This window comes from Salinimicrobium sp. TIG7-5_MAKvit, from assembly GCF_049569215.1.
Taxonomy (GTDB): Bacteria; Bacteroidota; Bacteroidia; order Flavobacteriales; family Flavobacteriaceae; genus Salinimicrobium; species Salinimicrobium profundisediminis.
On sequence record NZ_CP145903.1, the window covers coordinates 872,498 to 889,728 of the forward strand.

Annotated in this window: 14 protein-coding genes, 1 tRNA gene and 1 pseudogene; 2 read left to right on the forward strand and 14 right to left on the reverse strand. The window is 39.8% G+C overall.

Translation table 11 applies throughout. The features are described 5' to 3' along the window. Positions 1–2: 2 nt before the first annotated feature. From V5739_RS03920 to aspA, 9 genes are all read right to left on the reverse strand, one after another. Positions 3–410 (reverse strand): curli assembly protein CsgF, encoded by a 408-nt coding sequence (locus tag V5739_RS03920; protein ID WP_345599232.1) that lies wholly within the window; start codon positions 408–410, stop codon positions 3–5. A gap of 5 nt (positions 411–415) precedes the next feature. Further along, positions 416–1,171 (reverse strand): CsgE family curli-type amyloid fiber assembly protein, encoded by a 756-nt coding sequence (locus V5739_RS03925; RefSeq protein WP_423819736.1) that lies wholly within the window; start codon positions 1,169–1,171, stop codon positions 416–418. A gap of 31 nt (positions 1,172–1,202) precedes the next feature. Then, a complete protein-coding gene (locus V5739_RS03930) occupies positions 1,203–1,721 on the reverse strand; it encodes a hypothetical protein (protein ID WP_423819737.1) in 519 nt (172 codons plus the stop codon). A gap of 81 nt (positions 1,722–1,802) precedes the next feature. Further along, positions 1,803–3,230 carry a hypothetical protein gene (locus tag V5739_RS03935; protein WP_423819738.1) on the reverse strand — a complete coding sequence of 476 codons (1,428 nt, stop codon included), beginning with the start codon at positions 3,228–3,230 and terminating at the stop codon, positions 1,803–1,805. A gap of 1,101 nt (positions 3,231–4,331) precedes the next feature. Further along, positions 4,332–5,864 (reverse strand): peroxidase family protein, encoded by a 1,533-nt coding sequence (locus tag V5739_RS03940; protein WP_423819739.1) that lies wholly within the window; start codon positions 5,862–5,864, stop codon positions 4,332–4,334. A gap of 415 nt (positions 5,865–6,279) precedes the next feature. Further along, positions 6,280–7,446, reverse strand: coding sequence for a porin (locus V5739_RS03945; RefSeq protein ID WP_423819740.1), 1,167 nt, complete (start codon positions 7,444–7,446; stop codon positions 6,280–6,282). A gap of 20 nt (positions 7,447–7,466) precedes the next feature. After that, positions 7,467–8,807 carry an anaerobic C4-dicarboxylate transporter family protein gene (locus V5739_RS03950; RefSeq protein WP_423819741.1) on the reverse strand — a complete coding sequence of 447 codons (1,341 nt, stop codon included), beginning with the start codon at positions 8,805–8,807 and terminating at the stop codon, positions 7,467–7,469. A gap of 201 nt (positions 8,808–9,008) precedes the next feature. Beyond that, complete coding sequence (locus tag V5739_RS03955; protein WP_423820439.1) at positions 9,009–10,073, reverse strand: type II asparaginase; 1,065 nt, start codon at positions 10,071–10,073, stop codon at positions 9,009–9,011. 46 nt (positions 10,074–10,119) lie between these two features. Further along, a complete protein-coding gene (gene aspA, locus V5739_RS03960) occupies positions 10,120–11,529 on the reverse strand; it encodes an aspartate ammonia-lyase (protein ID WP_228913757.1) in 1,410 nt (469 codons plus the stop codon). Positions 11,530–11,682: 153 nt separating this feature from the next. Between aspA and V5739_RS03965 the strand changes: the two genes are divergently transcribed. Next, positions 11,683–12,342, forward strand: a complete 660-nt coding sequence (locus V5739_RS03965) for a Crp/Fnr family transcriptional regulator (protein WP_423819742.1) — start codon at positions 11,683–11,685, stop codon at positions 12,340–12,342. 401 nt (positions 12,343–12,743) lie between these two features. Here V5739_RS03965 and V5739_RS03970 read toward each other — a convergent pair. Continuing rightward, positions 12,744–12,817 (reverse strand) — tRNA-Arg (locus V5739_RS03970). Positions 12,818–12,963: 146 nt separating this feature from the next. Further along, the gene (locus tag V5739_RS03975; protein ID WP_266069238.1) at positions 12,964–13,416 is read right to left on the reverse strand and encodes a GatB/YqeY domain-containing protein; all 453 of its coding nucleotides are present in this window, start codon (positions 13,414–13,416) and stop codon (positions 12,964–12,966) included. A 132-nt stretch (positions 13,417–13,548) separates the two neighbouring features. Between V5739_RS03975 and V5739_RS03980 the strand changes: the two are divergent. Further along, positions 13,549–13,599 (forward strand): annotated as a pseudogene (locus tag V5739_RS03980) (hypothetical protein); the annotation flags it as partial. A gap of 2 nt (positions 13,600–13,601) precedes the next feature. Here the strand turns inward: V5739_RS03980 and V5739_RS03985 are convergent. The 3 genes from V5739_RS03985 to ftsA all read right to left on the reverse strand — a co-directional run bounded on the left by V5739_RS03985 (position 13,602) and on the right by ftsA (position 17,231). After that, complete coding sequence (locus V5739_RS03985; RefSeq protein WP_423819743.1) at positions 13,602–13,817, reverse strand: hypothetical protein; 216 nt, start codon at positions 13,815–13,817, stop codon at positions 13,602–13,604. A 16-nt stretch (positions 13,818–13,833) separates the two neighbouring features. Then, the gene (gene ftsZ / locus V5739_RS03990) at positions 13,834–15,825 is read right to left on the reverse strand and encodes a cell division protein FtsZ (protein ID WP_423819744.1); all 1,992 of its coding nucleotides are present in this window, start codon (positions 15,823–15,825) and stop codon (positions 13,834–13,836) included. A 62-nt stretch (positions 15,826–15,887) separates the two neighbouring features. Continuing rightward, on the reverse strand, positions 15,888–17,231 hold the full coding sequence (gene ftsA, locus V5739_RS03995) for a cell division protein FtsA (RefSeq protein WP_345599240.1): 1,344 nt from the start codon (positions 17,229–17,231) through the stop codon (positions 15,888–15,890).

The window sequence follows — 17,231 nt, forward strand, 5'->3', positions numbered from 1 at the left end:
GCTTAATTATTTGGGATAACTATTTGTGATTCTTCCCCCGTCGAGGTGTCTAAAATATTTATTACCAACCCCTCCAGGGTTTCATATATTTCGATGCTTAAAGATCCATAAGTAAAGGTTCCTTCCTCATCAAACTGAAACCCGTCTAACTGTTCCCGTAAGAGGGATCGTGAAATTTGTGTTAGGATCTGTCGGTTTATATCTTTTCCTAACCTGTCGAGTTCAGATTCCTGTTGAGCCTGATTTCCGGGAGCTTTTAATTGATTTTGCGCGGTAGCAGACGCCAACATCCAACTATAGTTAAGATAATTACCCCCAAACGCAGGATTGGTAGGTTGATAAGTGAGTTGTTGACATTGAACGTTTAAGCCGAAAAAAAATAAACAGCTGAGTAAAAGTAATTTTTTCATCAAATTTAATAGTGTTTAAAATTATTGGCCTGCTGTTCCAGTCTCTGTATTTGAGCTAATACACGAGCCAGTGTTACGTTGGCCATTTGCTTGAGGTATTCTTTTTTAGGTTGGGCAAAGAACCGCATCACAAGTTGATCTCCCACATTCACAGAAATACGCGTCATTCTACCCCTTCCCGGCACTTCTTCAATTTCAATATTCTGGGGACTCACAATTTCCCGATTATAGTATTCTGAATAAAAATAACGGTAAAAGTCGCGACCTGCCTTTGTAATAGTGTTTTCTATCACGAGACCGTTAACAATTATACCATCCTGGGGTTTTGCCTGATCCTGTGGAAGCGCTATTACCTGCCTCTCCTGTTCCTTTATCTCCTGAATAGATTCTTCCGTGATTTTAAATTCCAGCCTGTCTTTCCCTACTGGTTTATCATCCTGATCGTAAATCATAAGAAGAATAATAATTCCCCCTTCATCACTCCTGTTGACTTGTGTTGAGGAAAGAATAACTTTTTGATTTGGCTCTAAATAGAAGCGACTTCCCTGGCTGGATTTCGTGGCGTTTCCAGACCCATCTTTTTTGAAGAGTGTGAAATCGTATCTTAAATTTCGTCCGGCGGGAGTCACATTTTCAGCAGTTGCGCTAAAATTTAAAAATTCACCTCTGTCTTCTACTTTAATATTAGCTACAATTTCTTTATTGTAAAACTGCGAAAAACAACTACCAGAAAGAAGAAGTGCCACAGACACTATAAACATCTTTACAATATTTGTTTTTCCAATTCTCATATTAATTATAACTTCTAATTATTAGTGAAGGCGTGGCATCGGTTTGTATGAACTTTAAGGATTGAGTAAGATCGTTAGCCCCATTTCTCTCAAAAACCTTGTCGTCACCCCTTTGCTCAAGTTCAAGTGAGATATTTGTGCCTGCATCGTTCACATAGTCCCTAATTTGATTGTTATTCCCTTCCTGAAGAAGCTTAGCTATAGCTGTATTAGCTATATAATCAAGTTTAGTGTAATTATACCTGCCATTCTGAGTTAGTGCAATTTCACTTGAAGTTGTTTGAGTTCGAATCTCAGCTTGATTATACTCCCCAATTTGCTTCAAAGCCACAGCATTTCCCTGTACAGTATTGAAGTTGGGTTGGGTTATAGATATCCCGCCTATCAAACCATTCAAATTGGCCTCCAGTACCTTCTGATCGACTTCTTCTTCATTAATGTAAGTCTGCGCTAAAACTCCAGAGCTCATAGACAGCAGAAAGCAGGACAAAATCATTTTTATAAAAACATGAACTCTCATAATAATAAATTTATCAAAATTTTATGAAAAAAGTAAACAGAAGGAAAAACATTCCTTCTGTTTACCTATAAAACACAATTATTAGTTACAGTTTCCTGTTGCACAAGGATCACTAACAGTGATAGGATCAACATAATCAGGGTTAGGAATATCCAATTGAGGTCCAAAAGAACAACCAAGGAAAGAACCTCCACCTGGACCAGCCTGGAATATATTTGCAGAGTTACCATTACCGTTTTGGTAAAGATCAGCATACTGACCGTCAGTTTGGTTGATTAACCCATGGTTCTCACTTCCTGTTTGTTGAGTGATGGCATAGTTATCATCATTCCATTGGTAGGCAGCCAACTTGTTACTATGACCATCCTGCTCTGAAGTTATATAGTTATCGTCACCCCATTGCTTCTGGTAAGCTTTATTCCCTTCTCCATCCTGATCTATAATGGCTTCGTTGCCATCACCGAATTGAAATTGTTTTGCATAGTTGTCTGACTCTGCAGGAGGCCAAGGACCATTATTACTATCAAAATCTTGTGTGATGGAAGCTGTATTGTTATCTCCATCCTGCCATTGTTCAGCATAGTTAGAATCATAATCAAAATACCATTCACCTCCTTCTTGTGAAATAGTAGCATTATTGCCTTCACCATCTTGGGATTGATATGCATCTGCATTATAAGAATTCAGTTGTTCAATAGTTGCCACGTTGACAGCACTGCCAGCCCCTTCTGCAGTTTGAGTTTGGTAAGCATCGTTATATGCTCCTTCCTGAGTAGTATAGGCTTCATTACTTCCACCATTTCCATCTTGTACTACTTTAGCCTCATTACTATCTCCATCTTGCTCTACATCAGCCAAATGACCATCTGCCGCAAACAACCTAGTAGAGGTTTGAGTAATTTGTACAGCGTTGTCATCCCCATCCTGATCGGTGGCAGCATCATTATTGTCATGATCCTGGCTAATCATAGCACTGTTGTCATCGCCGTTTTGCAGGGCATAGGCAAAGTTGTCTTCGCTCAAGCTGGTTGAAGGAACAGCAAATTCTTGGGCGTAATCTCCTGCTCCCTGGGTAATATTAACTCTGTTTCCATCAGAATGACCGTAACCTGTGCCTTGTTCACTCAAGGCATTATTACGCAGCCCACTTTGAATTAAACTTGTTTCATTTTGCCCTCCTTGTTGAATTGCTTCTGCGACATTATCGTCGGCAAAACTCTGGCCCAAGCCATAAAACCCATTAGGTCCTGCCTGGCTGATAGAAGCTTCATTGTTGTCGTTCCCGAGATCATTGTACTGGGTAACTCTGGCTGAGTTTCTTTCACCAACCTGATTTACTTGTAGACGTTGGTCAGTTCCCCATTGGTCGGTTTCCACAGTATTTGCATTAGGAGATTGTGCCAAATTAGGGTTCACAACCTGGCTGGCAGTTGGGGTGGTTGGCGAAACCTGAGCAAATGTTACTGCCCCAATCATTAGCGCTGCTGCGCTTAACATAACTTTTTTCATAATAAATAAATTAAAGGTTAATTAATAAAGGTTAATTTTTATATGTTAAAAAATTCACATTCAAGCATTTCTGTCCAGGGTAATGACATGGAATTACCATTAATAGATTATAAAACGTTAAGGGGGGATTGTAGAAATTCAAATAAAAGAACTTCAAATTAGAGAAGGAAGGGAGAACCTCACGGGCTTTACATCTCTAACACTAAAGCTAATGTACAAAAAGAGCTGTCTCTCTCAACAGTCTGAAAATTAAATCGATGAACTACACTACCCACTTTTAGGTATTGTCAATTCAAATTGACCATCCTCCCAAACATTTCCTAAAAGGTTAAACTTGTGTTAAGACCAAAACGGAATATTGTTGGGAGGAAAATTCTTACTTCTATCAAAATTTTTCACCTCAAAAAGGGGAATATTTCCACACTTTTATATTACAGGCCCCCCTTATTTAATTATGCCAAAAAAACAATGACCTTAACAGAAGAAGTTACAGATAACATTTTCTTATGATAAAAGACAGCGAAAATCATATCATTCTATTATAAATCAAGTATTTATAAAAATATTATATTAATTATTCTGAAAGCACAATTTTAAAATCAACTACTCAGAAGATTACTATAGGGTAGGTTTTGACTTTGCGACAGGAAAGATTAATGGTTATGTAGTAGATGATTTTACTCCAAACGCTATACATAACCTGTTCTGGGACTTTCCAGCCAGGAAATTGAAAATCCAAACCTCTATCCATTGGAGGTGATTTTAATGTTTCTTTTCAAAGCTTTGGAGAACCCTTTTTTTATTCAATCCCGGATTGGCTGAACCTTTCCATAAGACACCACCTGAAAATTAAAAAAGTCCGCAGCTTTCGCTGCAGACTTTCTCCTATAAGTGACCCCGGAAGATGAGCTTCGCTGTTCCTCTAGCGTTTATTCCTGTAAATAAGAAACCACACGGAGTCGCTATGGTTCTTTAGTCCATTCTGAATTTACTCTAGATGAAATACAGAGAGAATGAAATGCTCTCCTCTCTCTATCAATGCTTTTTCTTTTTCTAAATCTTGTGTTGGAATAAGTTATAAATTATCGTCACTTGTCATCTTCATACCGGCACTTCCGCATATTCCAACAAGTCTGTTATGTTCTTTATGGGCTTATTAGAACCTGGTAATTTAATCCCGTCAGCACTTACAGCGTCATGATCCATATTATTTAGATAACTGTTGAAATCGCCTTTTACAAGCCCTATCAATGTTTCAGCCACTAACATACTTCCTACATGACCCAAAGAATTTCCTTCAGCCTGGACTTTTCCCTCCTGTAGAATATAGTACCACAGTGGTGTTCTTGCCGTAAAACCTGAATCATATAGCACACATTGCTGATCTGGGTTCAAACCTTCTACCAGTTCTTTATGTTTCATAGGTTCAATTCTCATTGCCTGTGCAATAGCCTGTCCGCTGGGAATGCTTAGTAAATATCCTCTAAGAAGGTTTCTTTGACTTAAGCTTGCTAGAATAGATGGCGGTGGAGGTGTGTCTACGGGGCTAAGATCAAATAAGCCTTTTGCAATGAAAGGGCTGATTTTTCTAGCTACATTTTTTGGTGTGCTGCCATTTATACCTGTAAAGTTGGACCATTTGATCACGTTTTCCGGCTTCAATTCACCTTCGGGTTCTTTAATTAATTTTCCCATGGAAGGACCGAGCAATTCCATGATATTTTTGTTCGTTTGATCATTTAGGGTGTAGAAAGGTCGAATCATCGCATGGCCAAAACGGAATCCCGCAACTGAGAATTCAAGAGGCATAAAAGGCCTGCTGGTATTAAAGAAGAAGGGACCATTGTACAATACATTTGATACAACACTGGGCAAACACACCTGTTTCAAATAATCATTGATCACAATGTATTGATACGCCCAACGGGTGAGCTGCCTCGCCTGGCAATAAGTCTCCTGATTAGAATTCCCAGGCTCCAAAACATCACTTATTTTGTTGAAAGTCCTAATAAATGCTGCATGAAGCTGACTCACAATTAGATTTTCATCATTTCTGGCATCGGCTATTCTAGCCCGGTACGACACTTTCTTATTCTCTCCTGTATTATCTTCAACTTTATATCTTCTAAGATCAACATAATCTTGCTCACTATCGTTAATAAAAAGTTTAAGGCTCGTATTATGATACAGGTCATCAGCCTCTGCAGTATATAAAGAATTAAAGCTGGGACCTTCTCCGAAAAGACTATCAAGATCGAGTTGAGGCCTGCGACCATTTCGAATATTATTCATGACATCTTCCGGTTTTTTTGGATAGACTGTCTTAACATCTTCAATAGAGCTGAAATTCGTCTCTCTGTCTGTCCTTGCTGTAATATCATGATCGATAAACTGCCCGAGATAAGTGTATATTGAAGGAATCGTGGAATCATGTTCGGGTTGACGATCTTGAGGTGTTCCATTGTCCGCCATTATTTTTCCGAGTTCCTGAAGATAATGGATTGTATCCGGCCCCTTTGCTAAAAGATGATGTTCGCAACCGCACAAATACTCAAACATATATCCAAAGGGAGTATCATACAAGATTTCAGAATCGCTGCGCTCCCCTACAAAATGTGATAAATTTGAAATCATAGTATAATTATTTTGAGATTGATTAAAAGGCTAATCTGTATTTAAGATGTAAGGTAAGCCTGGTTCTCTAATTCCCAGTTGAGTATTGAGTGTAAGTAGGTTTTGGATGAGCGAAAGTAGAGGAAAGAGAAGAGAAAATTCTATTCTATAATTACACAAAGGCTTCTACATGAAAGAGGTTAGAAAAAATATCTAAACTTCTTTTTTATTATTTCATAAATCTTCTTGCTTTAAAGGAAGGGTTCAAAAACTTCCTCTCATTTAAAATCTCTAAAAATATTTAATGATTAGGAAAAGGATTGTGCCCGCCCAAAGTCTGAATAAAAACCAACTTCTGTAAACTTGAACCAAAAAAAAAGCTGCCTCACCTTGATCTGGTAAGACAGCCTCTTTCAACAATCAACTTCAACTTTTATTACAGCACCAACAAAGGCGCAATAATACCAACACTTAACCTACCTGTATCTTTATCAATGGACGAAAATTTATTCTCTGAAAAACCAGAATAGTCATATTTTCTAGCCACATATCCCACATATAATTTTAAATTTAAATCATCGAAAGGAAAATATTGTACGGTAGGAATTAATCCAAAAGTAGTCACTAATCTCTCAGAATCGCCATCAATCTTAGCATAGGTGTTATTTGTCATAACAGTTAAGAGTAAGTTTATCTTAGGCTGAATTTGGTATTCTGCTCTCAACCAGTGTTCAATATACTTTACATCTTCTGCCGGAGCCTGAAAACCTGTAGCTATTATTTCCGAAGCAATTCCTTTATTATCTAAGGCTTCCATACTGTACTGAAAGTCGTACATAAGCGTGAAGTTATTTGACTTGAATTTGTTACCAAGTACAAAATAGTTCATTCCCTTGTCTTCAGCTTCATTAAAGAAACTGTAACTATAAGCAGTTTCTACTTTCCCATTAAATAATTTTCCTCTCCAGGAGGTGACCACTGCCAAAGGCAATTTTGAGGGTGTTAATCCGGAAGTATCGTACCCCTCATATTGAACATCAAAAGATTTGGTTCTGGTATTTAAAGCTTGCAAACCAAAGGTGTTTTTTCCATCTTTCAAAGTGTGAGAAAGACCTGCACCTATTAAGTAATTATCTGCATATTCAATTAGGTCATTATATTCTAAAATGTCTATGGGATTAAAATCCAGCTCCATTCCACCCCAGTCGGCAGATTGCTTACCTACGGTAAGTTTGGTTTGAGGTGAAAGTGCGAAAACCAGGTAAGCGAGATCTGTTGATCTACTCATATTATCCAGATCACCTACTCTATGTTCTCTGGTATATCTATCCCGAAATCTAAAACTTACCTTTTCATGTATTTTACCTTTAACCTCCAACCGAAATTGATTGGCAGAAAAATTTGAACCTGTGTATTCTCCATCCTCAAATCTATTATCAAAGGCCAGGCGAGTATTAAAGATAACATCAACGTCTTTCAATAAAGACTGCTTTTTGGTGGGAATTATTGATTCATATTCCAGGTCTGATTTATTTTCCTGGTTTTGCGCAATTGCTAAAACTGGCAATAGCATAACAACGAAGTAAACAATATATTTTTTCATTTTTTATTTCTATTTTAAAATTAGAGTATAAGGAACCCCAGAAGGAATCCTACTGACACAGCAACGATGGTAGACGCAAATCCGGGAAGGTTAAAACTGTGATTAATCACGTACTTTCCAATTTTGGTACTTCCTGTCCTGTCAAAATTGATGGCTGCCAACAAAGTTGGATAGCCGGGTAAAACGTAGAAACTATTTACGGTAGGGAAAGAAGCTATCAGGACTAGAGGAGATAAGCCTAAACTAATCCCCAGTGGCACCAGTGTCCTTACGGTAGCTGCCTGGCTAAACATGATAATTCCTAAAGCAAATAAAGCAATGGCGAAAGTCCATGGATACGCATTTACTACACTACCCAAAGATTCTTTGATGATTTCTGAATTGTTTTGCATGAAAGTGGAAGCCATCCACACGACTCCAAAAACTGATATCGTCGCCGATGCCATAGAACTAAACAGACTAACCTGAGTAACAGTCACCGCACTGGTTTTTGTAAGCAACATCATTGCTGCAGAAGCAGAGAGTGTGATAAGACATATAACAGTAACCATCGAAATAGTACCATCACCCTTTACTACTAAATCACCTTCTCCGGGACCAAAATTTGGCAACAAATCTGGAAAAGCCCCGGCCAGTACAATAAGTAGAATTGCCACACTAAAAACCAGAACAGAGGTTTTAGCTCCCGCTTTGACCTTTTTCTCACTACCTTTTGGACTGCTTTCAATACTCGCTGCAAACTCAGGATTTTTCATTTTTTCCAAAAAGACAGGATCTTCATTCAGCTCTAACCCTTTTTTTCTTACAACGAAACAAGCGGCCAGAGTCCCTAATAAGCCCGCCGGAATAGAGATCATCATGACGTCAAAAAGCGCCCCCGGATAACCTAAAATCACTACAAGAGCAGCAGTACATGCACTAATGGGACTCCCGGTAAGGGCTATGTGAGATGCAATAACAGAAGCACTTAGTGGACGTTCCGGGCGTATCCTTTTTTTGGTGGCTACTTCAGAGATAATCGGTAGTATGGAATACACTATATGAGAAGTTCCTGCAAACAGACATAACACGTAAGTCGCAAAAGGAGCAATGAAAGTCACGTTTGAGGGATTATTTCTAATCACCTTTTCGGCTAAACCAACTAAATAATCCAGGCCTCCTGATGCCTGAAGCGTTGCGGCAGTGGTTACAATAGCGATTATAATTAGCATCACATCCAAAGGAGGGCTGCTGGGTTTCATATGGAAACCAAAAACAAAAATCACTAGTCCAAAGATTCCCATTACTCCAAGACCAATCCCTTTCATTTGAGATCCAATAAGGATCATCACTATAAGAACGGCGAATTCAATCCAAAACATAAGCTTAGAAATTTAGTTGACCTCAGTCACGATTAAGCATAAAGTCTCTAACGAGGCTGTCTAAAAGCCTTATTTAATTCAACCTGAAATCATTACAGGTTCTAATAAAAACTGGGAAATCTGATTCTTTGGATTCTGAAATGACCTCAGAAAGATTTTCCTATAGCTCTTTAGACAGCCATGTATTCTGAAGATTTACTGTTAATATTTGAAGAAGTTGTTTTGAATTGAAGTGCGATTACTGGTCTCCATTAAAGAAAGCATGAGTAAAATTCTCGCTTTCTGAGGATTAAGATCATCGGCTACAACAAATCCAAGCGCTGCATCATCTACTTCATTGTAAAGCGTAGTTCTACCAGCTCCTGTTCTGTTTGACCGGCAAACAACTATTCCTTCTTTAGAAGCTCTTTCAAGAGCCTTACCTACGGGTGCATTAAAGTTCCCATTGCCCATGCCGGCATATACTATTCCTTTCACTTTAGTTTTAATGAGTGCATCAACAGGAACCGGACTGGCGTCTGCATAACCATATATGATCTCAACCTGAGGTAGAGAAGTCGCCTTACTCACATCAAATTTTTGAGAAGGATTACGAGTGGATTGATAGTAAAAATTTACTTTCCCGTCGTATATCAAACCTATTGGTCCAAAATTGCGTGACTGGAAAGTCGAAGTACTGGTAGTGACTGTTTTTGTTACATCTCTGGCGTCAAATACAAGTCCATTCATCGCTACCAAAACCCCTTTCCCCTGGCTAGCAGGATCTGCGGCAACCATTACTGCATCTAAAAGGTTTTTATTTCCATCCTGACTCATTGCTGTAGAAGGACGCATTGCACCAACCAGGACAACAGGTTTGTCAAACATTACAGTTAGATCCAGAAATGTACCTGTTTCTTCCATGGTGTCAGTTCCATGAGTGATCACAACAGCATCGGCAGAATTTTCTTCAAAGATCTTATTTATCCTTTTGGCCAGTTTCAACCAGACTTCAACGCTCATATCCTGGCTGCCGATTTGTGCAATTTGCTCTCCACTAACTTTAGCAAGTTCATGAATTTGAGGTACAGCGTTTAATAAAATATCAACGGGAACTGTCCCTGCTGTATAAGCAGCTTTAGTTTCAGATTCTCCCGCGCCGGCAATGGTGCCTCCGGTTGCAAGGATGGTAACTCTCGGTAACTTCTCTGTGTTACGTGTATTTGTTTGAGCTTGCATTTGTAAAGTCAAAGCAAAAACGAATAGCATTAAAATTCTCTTTTTTATTCTAAGGGTTTTCATAATTATTTAATTTTAAGTTGTTAGGGGTTGTTTAAGCATTTATAAATTGAGGGTTAATTAAATTTTCTAATGAGTAGATCTCATCCCACTTAAACTGAGAAATCAGCTTACGTTCAAGGACTACGATATCGTGAACACTTTTTCCGGTTTTGAGAGCTTCCCCGGCGATACTGGCACTTTCTTCATACCCTAGAATCGGGTTAAGTTGAGTCACTATTCCAATACTATTCATAACCATATTGAAACAATGTTCTGTATTGGCAGTAATACCGTCAATACATTTAACCACCAGGCTTTCAATGGCATTTCCTAAATAGTCTAATGAAGTGAAAAGCGCAAAAGCAATGACAGGCTCCATTACATTAAGTTGTAGTTGCCCCGCCTCTGCAGCCATAGTCACTGTTAAATCCTGGCCAATCACGTAGAAACAAGTTTGATTGACTACTTCAGGAATAACAGGGTTTACCTTGCCTGGCATGATGGAAGAGCCAGGTTGCCGGGCTGGCAGGTTAATTTCATTAAATCCTGTTCTCGGCCCGGAGCTTAACAGTCTTAAATCATTACATATCTTAGAAATCTTGACTGCAGTTCTTTTTAGAGTACCCATTATTTGAACATATGCCCCTGTGTCCACAGTGGCTTCAACTAAATCTGGTGACAATGTGAGGGGAATACCAACTTCTTTCTGAAGATATTCCAGACACTTCTCAGCATAACCATAGGGAGTATTCACTTTTGTTCCTATAGCTGTAGCTCCCATATTAATTTCTAATAGAAGTTGTTGTGCTTCTTTAAGTCGCTTCACATCCTCTCCAATTGTAGTTGCGTAAGCGTGAAATTCCTGTCCCAAGGTCATAGGTACTGCATCCTGTAGCTGCGTACGCCCCATTTTGAGAACTGTCTTAAATTCTTCTTCTTTTTTTGAAAAGGCAGTTTCGAGGCTCTCCAGCTTAGTAATAAAGCTTTCCATCTTTAGATACAACGCTATTCGAAAAGCAGTTGGATAAGCGTCGTTGGTAGATTGAGAGCAGTTAACGTGATTATTTGGATGCAAAAACTGATACTCTCCCTTTTGATGACCTAAATATTCGAGGCCAATATTGGCAATTACTTCGTTAGCATTCATATTTACAGAAGTTCCTGCACCTCCCTGAATCAAATCACTCACAAACTCCTTATCGTATTTCCCCAAAACAAGTTGGTCTGCTCCATAACATATCGCTTCAGTTATTTCAGGATCCAAAACACCACAATCCCGGTTTGCCAGGGCAGCAGATTTTTTGACAAAACCAAAGGCTTTTATTAGTAGAGGTTCTTTTGATATGGATAATCCTGTTATGTTAAAATTTTCTAAAGCTCTGAATGTTTGAATTCCGTAGTAAACATCATTTGGAATGGACAATTCACCCAAAAAATCATGTTCTTTTCTTGTAGCCTTCATAGCATATATTTGTTAAAATTATACGTATAAAGTTAAGATGTAAGTGAAGATGATTGTTAGAAAAGCCTGTCAAGTATTCTACTAAAAAAAAAGAATTAAACCTTTTTATGTTGTCTGAGATATTACCTTTGTAAGTTAGAAATATCACTTTTCATGAATAAGGACTATCTTAACCTTGAACTATTCAATACTCTGTCATTAGAAGAAAAAGAGCTTTTAAAAAAGCACTGTACGGTCGTAAGTTTTGACGAGACAGAAGTTCTTTTCAAACAAGGAAGTTTTGCAGTTAACTGTTATCTCTTTTTGGATGGAATAGGCAAGGTTGTTTATAGCAACAAGGGAAGAAAGAGGATTGTGAAATTATTGCATGCAAATGATATAGTAGGATTAGACTATATTTTCACAACAGAGAATTACCCCTACAGCGTTTACACCATAACTAAATGCGAAACACTCGTTATACAACCCGGCTTTATAAAGAAGATGTTCCTGGCAAATCCTGTTTTTGGGATGGAGTTATCTAAAAGATTAAACCGTACTTTATCAAATACTATCTCCTGGTTAATAAATCTTGATTTTAAAAACATTGAGGGCGCGGTTGCCATGTTTCTAATGACCTATTATGGCTACACGACTAAGAACAAAACTCTCTTCTTATCTAGAATAGAAATTGCTGATATCATTGGCTATTCAAGAGAAAGTGTAATACTCACTCTCAAATCCTTCGCAGAAAGGGGCTACATTAAAACAGCAGGAAAATCAATCACAATCCTGGAACCCGAAAAATTAGAAGAAATAATCAGGTTAAGCTGAAGCTTCTTATAAAAGGTGTACATACCTTAAAAAAGGCATTTTTCAAATACATTTTCAAAAACCGCGGGGTGACTGGAAGTTTTAGAGTAAACCCCTTAGCTGAAGTGCGTCTCATAGCTTAACCGCTCCCATAATAGCCGGAGCGGTTTTTTGTTTCTTCCAAAGCTATGAGTAAGTTCAGCTTTTTCCGAAAAATCAAAAAAGCCCGCAGCTTTCGCTGCGGACTTTCTGCTTTAAGTGACCCCGGAGGATTAGCTCCGCTGTTCCATAAAAGTTCACTCCTGCAAATAAGAAACCACGAGCTGTCGCTCCGGTTCTTTATTTCATTTCGAAAATTCAAGCGCAGCTTGATTTCTTCATAAAAAAAGAACCACGCCTGTGGCGTGGTTTCTTGAGTGATGTGACCCCGGAGGGATTCAAACCCCCAACCCTCAGAGCCGAAATCTGATGCGCTATTCAGTTGCGCCACGGGGCCTTTTAAGAAGGCGCAATTTACATAAATTCTTTAAACTGTAACAAGAAATTTAAGCTCTTTCCATCTGAATTAAAGGTGTCAAAAATGCAATTTTTGAAAGGTATTTAATTGCATACTTCTGACTTTGTAATTCTAAAATCACACTTCTAATTTGCCAGCTTCTTTTTTACTATTGCCGATATGGTTTTACCATCGGCCCTTCCTGCAAGTTCTTTTGAAGCCATTCCCATTACTTTACCCATATCCTGCATGCCATTGGCACCAGATTCAGATATGATCTTATCCACCTCTACCTCAATTTCCTGTTCACTCATTTGTTCCGGAAGGAAACCTTCTATAACAGCCGCCTGGTCCAATTCGGGTTGAGCTAGATCTTCCCTTCCCTGCTCCTTATATATAGCCGCACTTTCTTTGCGCTGTTTTACGAGGCGCTGTAAGAGCTTTAATTCTTCATCTTCACTCAATCCATCTTTGCCCGAAGCATCTGTGCGAGCAAGTAAAATAGCACTTTTAACCGCTCTTAAAGCTTCTAGTTTATTGCTGTCTTTTGCTCGCATGGCATCTTTCATTTCGGCCATGACCTTGTCCTGTAAACTCATTGTATTTGGATTTTTTATTCGTTATGCGAAGATAAGGAAATCGGGCAGTGCAAACTCTTCTGAAATAAAAAAACCTTTCGTTCTGTATAAGCCCCTGGTTTTTGTCCTGCCACTCTAACCTCTCCTTATATTATTCCACTTGAGGATTTAAAAAAAGGCTCCCATACGCTCCAGGTCATCATTGATCAGGCGCCCGTAGAAGGTTCGGGCTTTAACCACTGGAATGTGTCAGGTGTGCTTGTGGGCGAAACTGTGCAGGAATAATCAGAAATGCGTTCGTAGTTCTCACTTTCATTCCTGCCTGTATAAATTGACAGGTTAAAGAGCAATACATCAAAACCAAAAATTAACTTGCAGCAAATAAAAAACCCGAAGCCGGTATTGCCGCTTCGGGTTCTCATTTATAAAAGGACTTTCTTAATCTACATTGTCATGTAAAAAAGAATTATTTGTCCTAAACCTCAACTCATCATCATTGCCGCTTCCTAAAGTAGTGCGCGACAACTTTCCCTCTCCGGGTTCGGTGTGGTCAAGGTCTATACCCTGTCTTTTGTATGCAGGTTGTCTTTCATACTCGTCAACCTTGCTTACGTTATTCCTGAACTTATAATTGAACTCCTTCATCTTGGCTCTTCTCTCGGCCGATCTTTTTATCAAATTTTCATTTATAGGAATATTAAAAGGATCTACGTCATCTTCGGGCGTGTCCTTATTTTCTTCGGGTGCAGGATTTCCTTTTGAAACAGGAGGCTGCACCGGTGCTGGCTGACTCTTAAGTTTTGGTTCAGGTTGTGGCTGGGGCCTGCTCTTCTGCACAGGCTGAGAGCTCTTCAGCATTTCTTCCACCTGCATGTAATCCTGTAGCGAATATCGTGTCACCCCATTTTCAGTCTTTGCCTGTATCGCACTTTCATTCTTTACGGAATTTTTTGCTTCAGTATCTTCAGAAAGCGTATGAATTATACGTTGTTCCTTTGCAGGTTCTTTATGCTCTCCTGGCGTAGGTTGTTCCTGTTGCGCCTTAGGCTCATTTCTTTCTTCTGAAGCATTGTTCTTAGGCATGTCAAAAGTAAACATAAACTGTTGCTCCTGCGGCTCTGGCTCAACAACCTCAGGTTCCGAAACCTCTACATCCCTTACGCTGTCAGTAATAATAAATTCAGGTGCTTCTTCAGGCTGAACTTCTTCGTACTCCACGTGCATATCCCTAACAGCATTTGAAGGATGGTTAGTTTCGGGCTCTCCATCTATATCTTCATCTTCTAGTGATAGGGTGTGAACTATCTTATTTTCTTCTTCTGGCGCCGGTGCCGGGCCGTCGTAAACCGAAGATGTTTTCTTTGGAGAAAGCTCGTGCTCTGCCCTTTGCTCATCTTCAAGAGTGTGAATGATCTTTTTGGTTTCGGTATTTACAATATCATTTTGTTGCTCAATGTCGAAACCCGTAGCAATGATAGTTACAGAAATGGCATCATCAAGATTTTCATCTTCACCAACACCCATAATGATGTTGGCACTGTGCCCGGCTTCTGCCTGAATATGATCTGAAATCTCCCCAATTTCATCGATAGTAATTTCTTCGGAACCGGAAATGATAAGCAGCAGCACATTTTTGGCACCTGTGATTTTATTGTCGTTAAGCAGCGGCGAATCTAGTGCCTTCGAGATAGCGTCCTGGGCACGGTTTCCACCTGAAGCCTGCGCAGATCCCATAATGGCAGTTCCACTATTGCTAAGAACGGTCTTAGCATCCCGCAAGTCAATGTTTTGGGTATAGTGATGCGTAATTACTTCGGCTATTCCTCGAGAAGCTGTGGCCAACACCTCATCGGCCTTAGAGAATCCTGCTTTGAATCCGAGGTTTCCATATACTTCCCTTAGTTTATTATTGTTGATCACGATCAACGAGTCAACATGACTTCGCAGGTTTTCTACTCCCAGTTGTGCCTGCTCGTTTCTGGTCTTTCCTTCAAACAAAAAAGGACTGGTTACGATCCCCACCGTAAGTATCCCCATATCTTTTGCCTGTTTGGCAATGATTGGCGCAGCACCTGTTCCTGTACCACCGCCCATTCCTGCCGTGATAAATACCATCTTTGTGTTGGTATCCAAAAGGGCTCTTATCTCGTCAAAACTTTCCTCTGCTGCTTTGCGACCGACTTCAGGATCGGCACCTGCACCAAGGCCTTCTGTTTCTCTTACTCCCAACTGGATCTTGTTTGGAACAGGGCTATTTTCAAGGGCCTGTGCATCTGTATTACAAATGACAAAATCAACCCCTTTTATTCCCTGCTGAAACATGTGGTTTATCGCGTTGCTACCGCCTCCACCTACACCAATAACTTTTATGACGTTCGATTGATTCTTGGGGAGATCGAATGTGATGTTTCCGAATTCTGTGCTGCTCATAAATTCTTTTTTACTGGTTTTCTACTTCTTTTATTCTTTTTCATAGTTATTTCTTCGCCGATCTACTCGGCGTTGTCTAAAAAATCCTTGAATTTTTCAAACCATTTTTCAAATATTGTTCTGCGGGGCTGGCTTATGGTAACCGGCTCTTCCCGCTCTTCTGGCTCCTCTTGCGGCACTGCTGTAGGCGTAGCTCCAGAGGCTACTTCTTCCTGCTCCTCTTCTTCATTTACATGGTGCCTGCTGTTAATCTCGAGGCTGTTCAATACCAAACCAACTGCAGTGGCAAAAACAGGACTTGTAGTCTCGCTGTCACTATCTCCTGCCAGGTGCTCGTTTGGATAACCTATTCTCGTGTCCATCCCGGTAATGTACTCTACCAGCTGTTTTATATGTTTTAACTGGGCACCGCCCCCGGTTAGTACAATCCCGGCTATAAGTTTTTTCTTCTGCTCTTCGTGACCGTAGTTCTTGATCTCCAGGTAAACCTGTTCAATGATTTCCACAACCCGTGCATGAATGATCTTAGAAAGGTTCTTTAAAGTGATCTCTTTTGGTTCCCTGCCTCTCAGGCCAGGGATAGAAACAATCTCGTTATCTTTATTTTCACCCGGCCAGGCCGAACCAAATTTCACTTTCAGCAGCTCTGCCTGCTTTTCAATGATAGAGCAACCTTCTTTGATATCTTCGGTAATTACTCCGCCACCAAATGGAATTACAGCGGTGTGCCTGATTATTCCGTCTTTGAAGATGGCTAAATCTGTAGTTCCGCCACCTATATCGACTAAAGCCACACCGGCTTCTTTTTCTTCCTGACTTAAAACAGCATTTGCCGATGCCAAAGGCTCTAAAGTAACTGCCGAAAGCTCCAGCCCCGAACTTTTCACACACCTGCCCACATTCCTTATCGACGATACCTGGCCAACTACTACATGAAAGTTAGCTTCCAGCCTTCCGCCATACATCCCAATAGGTTCCTTGATCTCTGCCTGCCCATCAACTTTAAATTCCTGCGGAAGCACGTGAATAATCTCTTCTCCCGGAAGCATAACCAGCTTGTGCACCTGGTTACATAAAGTTTCAATATCCGAAGCGTCTATCACTTCATCGGGGTTAGGGCGCGTAATATAATCGCTGTGTTGTAAACTGCGAATATGCTGGCCGGCAATGCCCACCACCACATCTTTTATCTTCATGCCGCTATCGGCCTCTGCCTCCTGTATGGCCTGCTGTATAGATTGTATAGTTTGGGTAATGTTATTTACAACTCCACGATGAACCCCAAGGCTTTTTGCCTTGCCTATACCAATGATCTCCATTTTACCGTAATCATTCTTACGGCCTATCATGGCTACAATCTTAGTAGTACCAATGTCTAATCCTACTGCGATGTCGTTCTGTTCCAT

Bases quoted from the DNA above. Each gene is read 5' to 3' on its own strand.
- ftsA (WP_345599240.1), bottom strand. From the start codon at position 17,231: ATGGAACAGAACGACATCGCAGTAGGATTAGACATTGGTACTACTAAG.
- V5739_RS03965 (WP_423819742.1), top strand. From the start codon at position 11,683: ATGAATAAGGACTATCTTAACCTTGAACTATTCAATACTCTGTCATTA.
- V5739_RS03930 (WP_423819737.1), bottom strand. From the start codon at position 1,721: ATGAGAGTTCATGTTTTTATAAAAATGATTTTGTCCTGCTTTCTGCTG.
- V5739_RS03985 (WP_423819743.1), bottom strand. From the start codon at position 13,817: ATGAGAACCCGAAGCGGCAATACCGGCTTCGGGTTTTTTATTTGCTGC.
- V5739_RS03975 (WP_266069238.1), bottom strand. From the start codon at position 13,416: ATGAGTTTACAGGACAAGGTCATGGCCGAAATGAAAGATGCCATGCGA.
- aspA (WP_228913757.1), bottom strand. From the start codon at position 11,529: ATGAAGGCTACAAGAAAAGAACATGATTTTTTGGGTGAATTGTCCATT.
- V5739_RS03920 (WP_345599232.1), bottom strand. From the start codon at position 410: ATGAAAAAATTACTTTTACTCAGCTGTTTATTTTTTTTCGGCTTAAAC.
- V5739_RS03950 (WP_423819741.1), bottom strand. From the start codon at position 8,807: ATGTTTTGGATTGAATTCGCCGTTCTTATAGTGATGATCCTTATTGGA.
- ftsZ (WP_423819744.1), bottom strand. From the start codon at position 15,825: ATGAGCAGCACAGAATTCGGAAACATCACATTCGATCTCCCCAAGAAT.
- V5739_RS03935 (WP_423819738.1), bottom strand. From the start codon at position 3,230: ATGAAAAAAGTTATGTTAAGCGCAGCAGCGCTAATGATTGGGGCAGTA.
- V5739_RS03940 (WP_423819739.1), bottom strand. From the start codon at position 5,864: ATGATTTCAAATTTATCACATTTTGTAGGGGAGCGCAGCGATTCTGAA.
- V5739_RS03945 (WP_423819740.1), bottom strand. From the start codon at position 7,446: ATGAAAAAATATATTGTTTACTTCGTTGTTATGCTATTGCCAGTTTTA.
- V5739_RS03925 (WP_423819736.1), bottom strand. From the start codon at position 1,171: ATGTTTATAGTGTCTGTGGCACTTCTTCTTTCTGGTAGTTGTTTTTCG.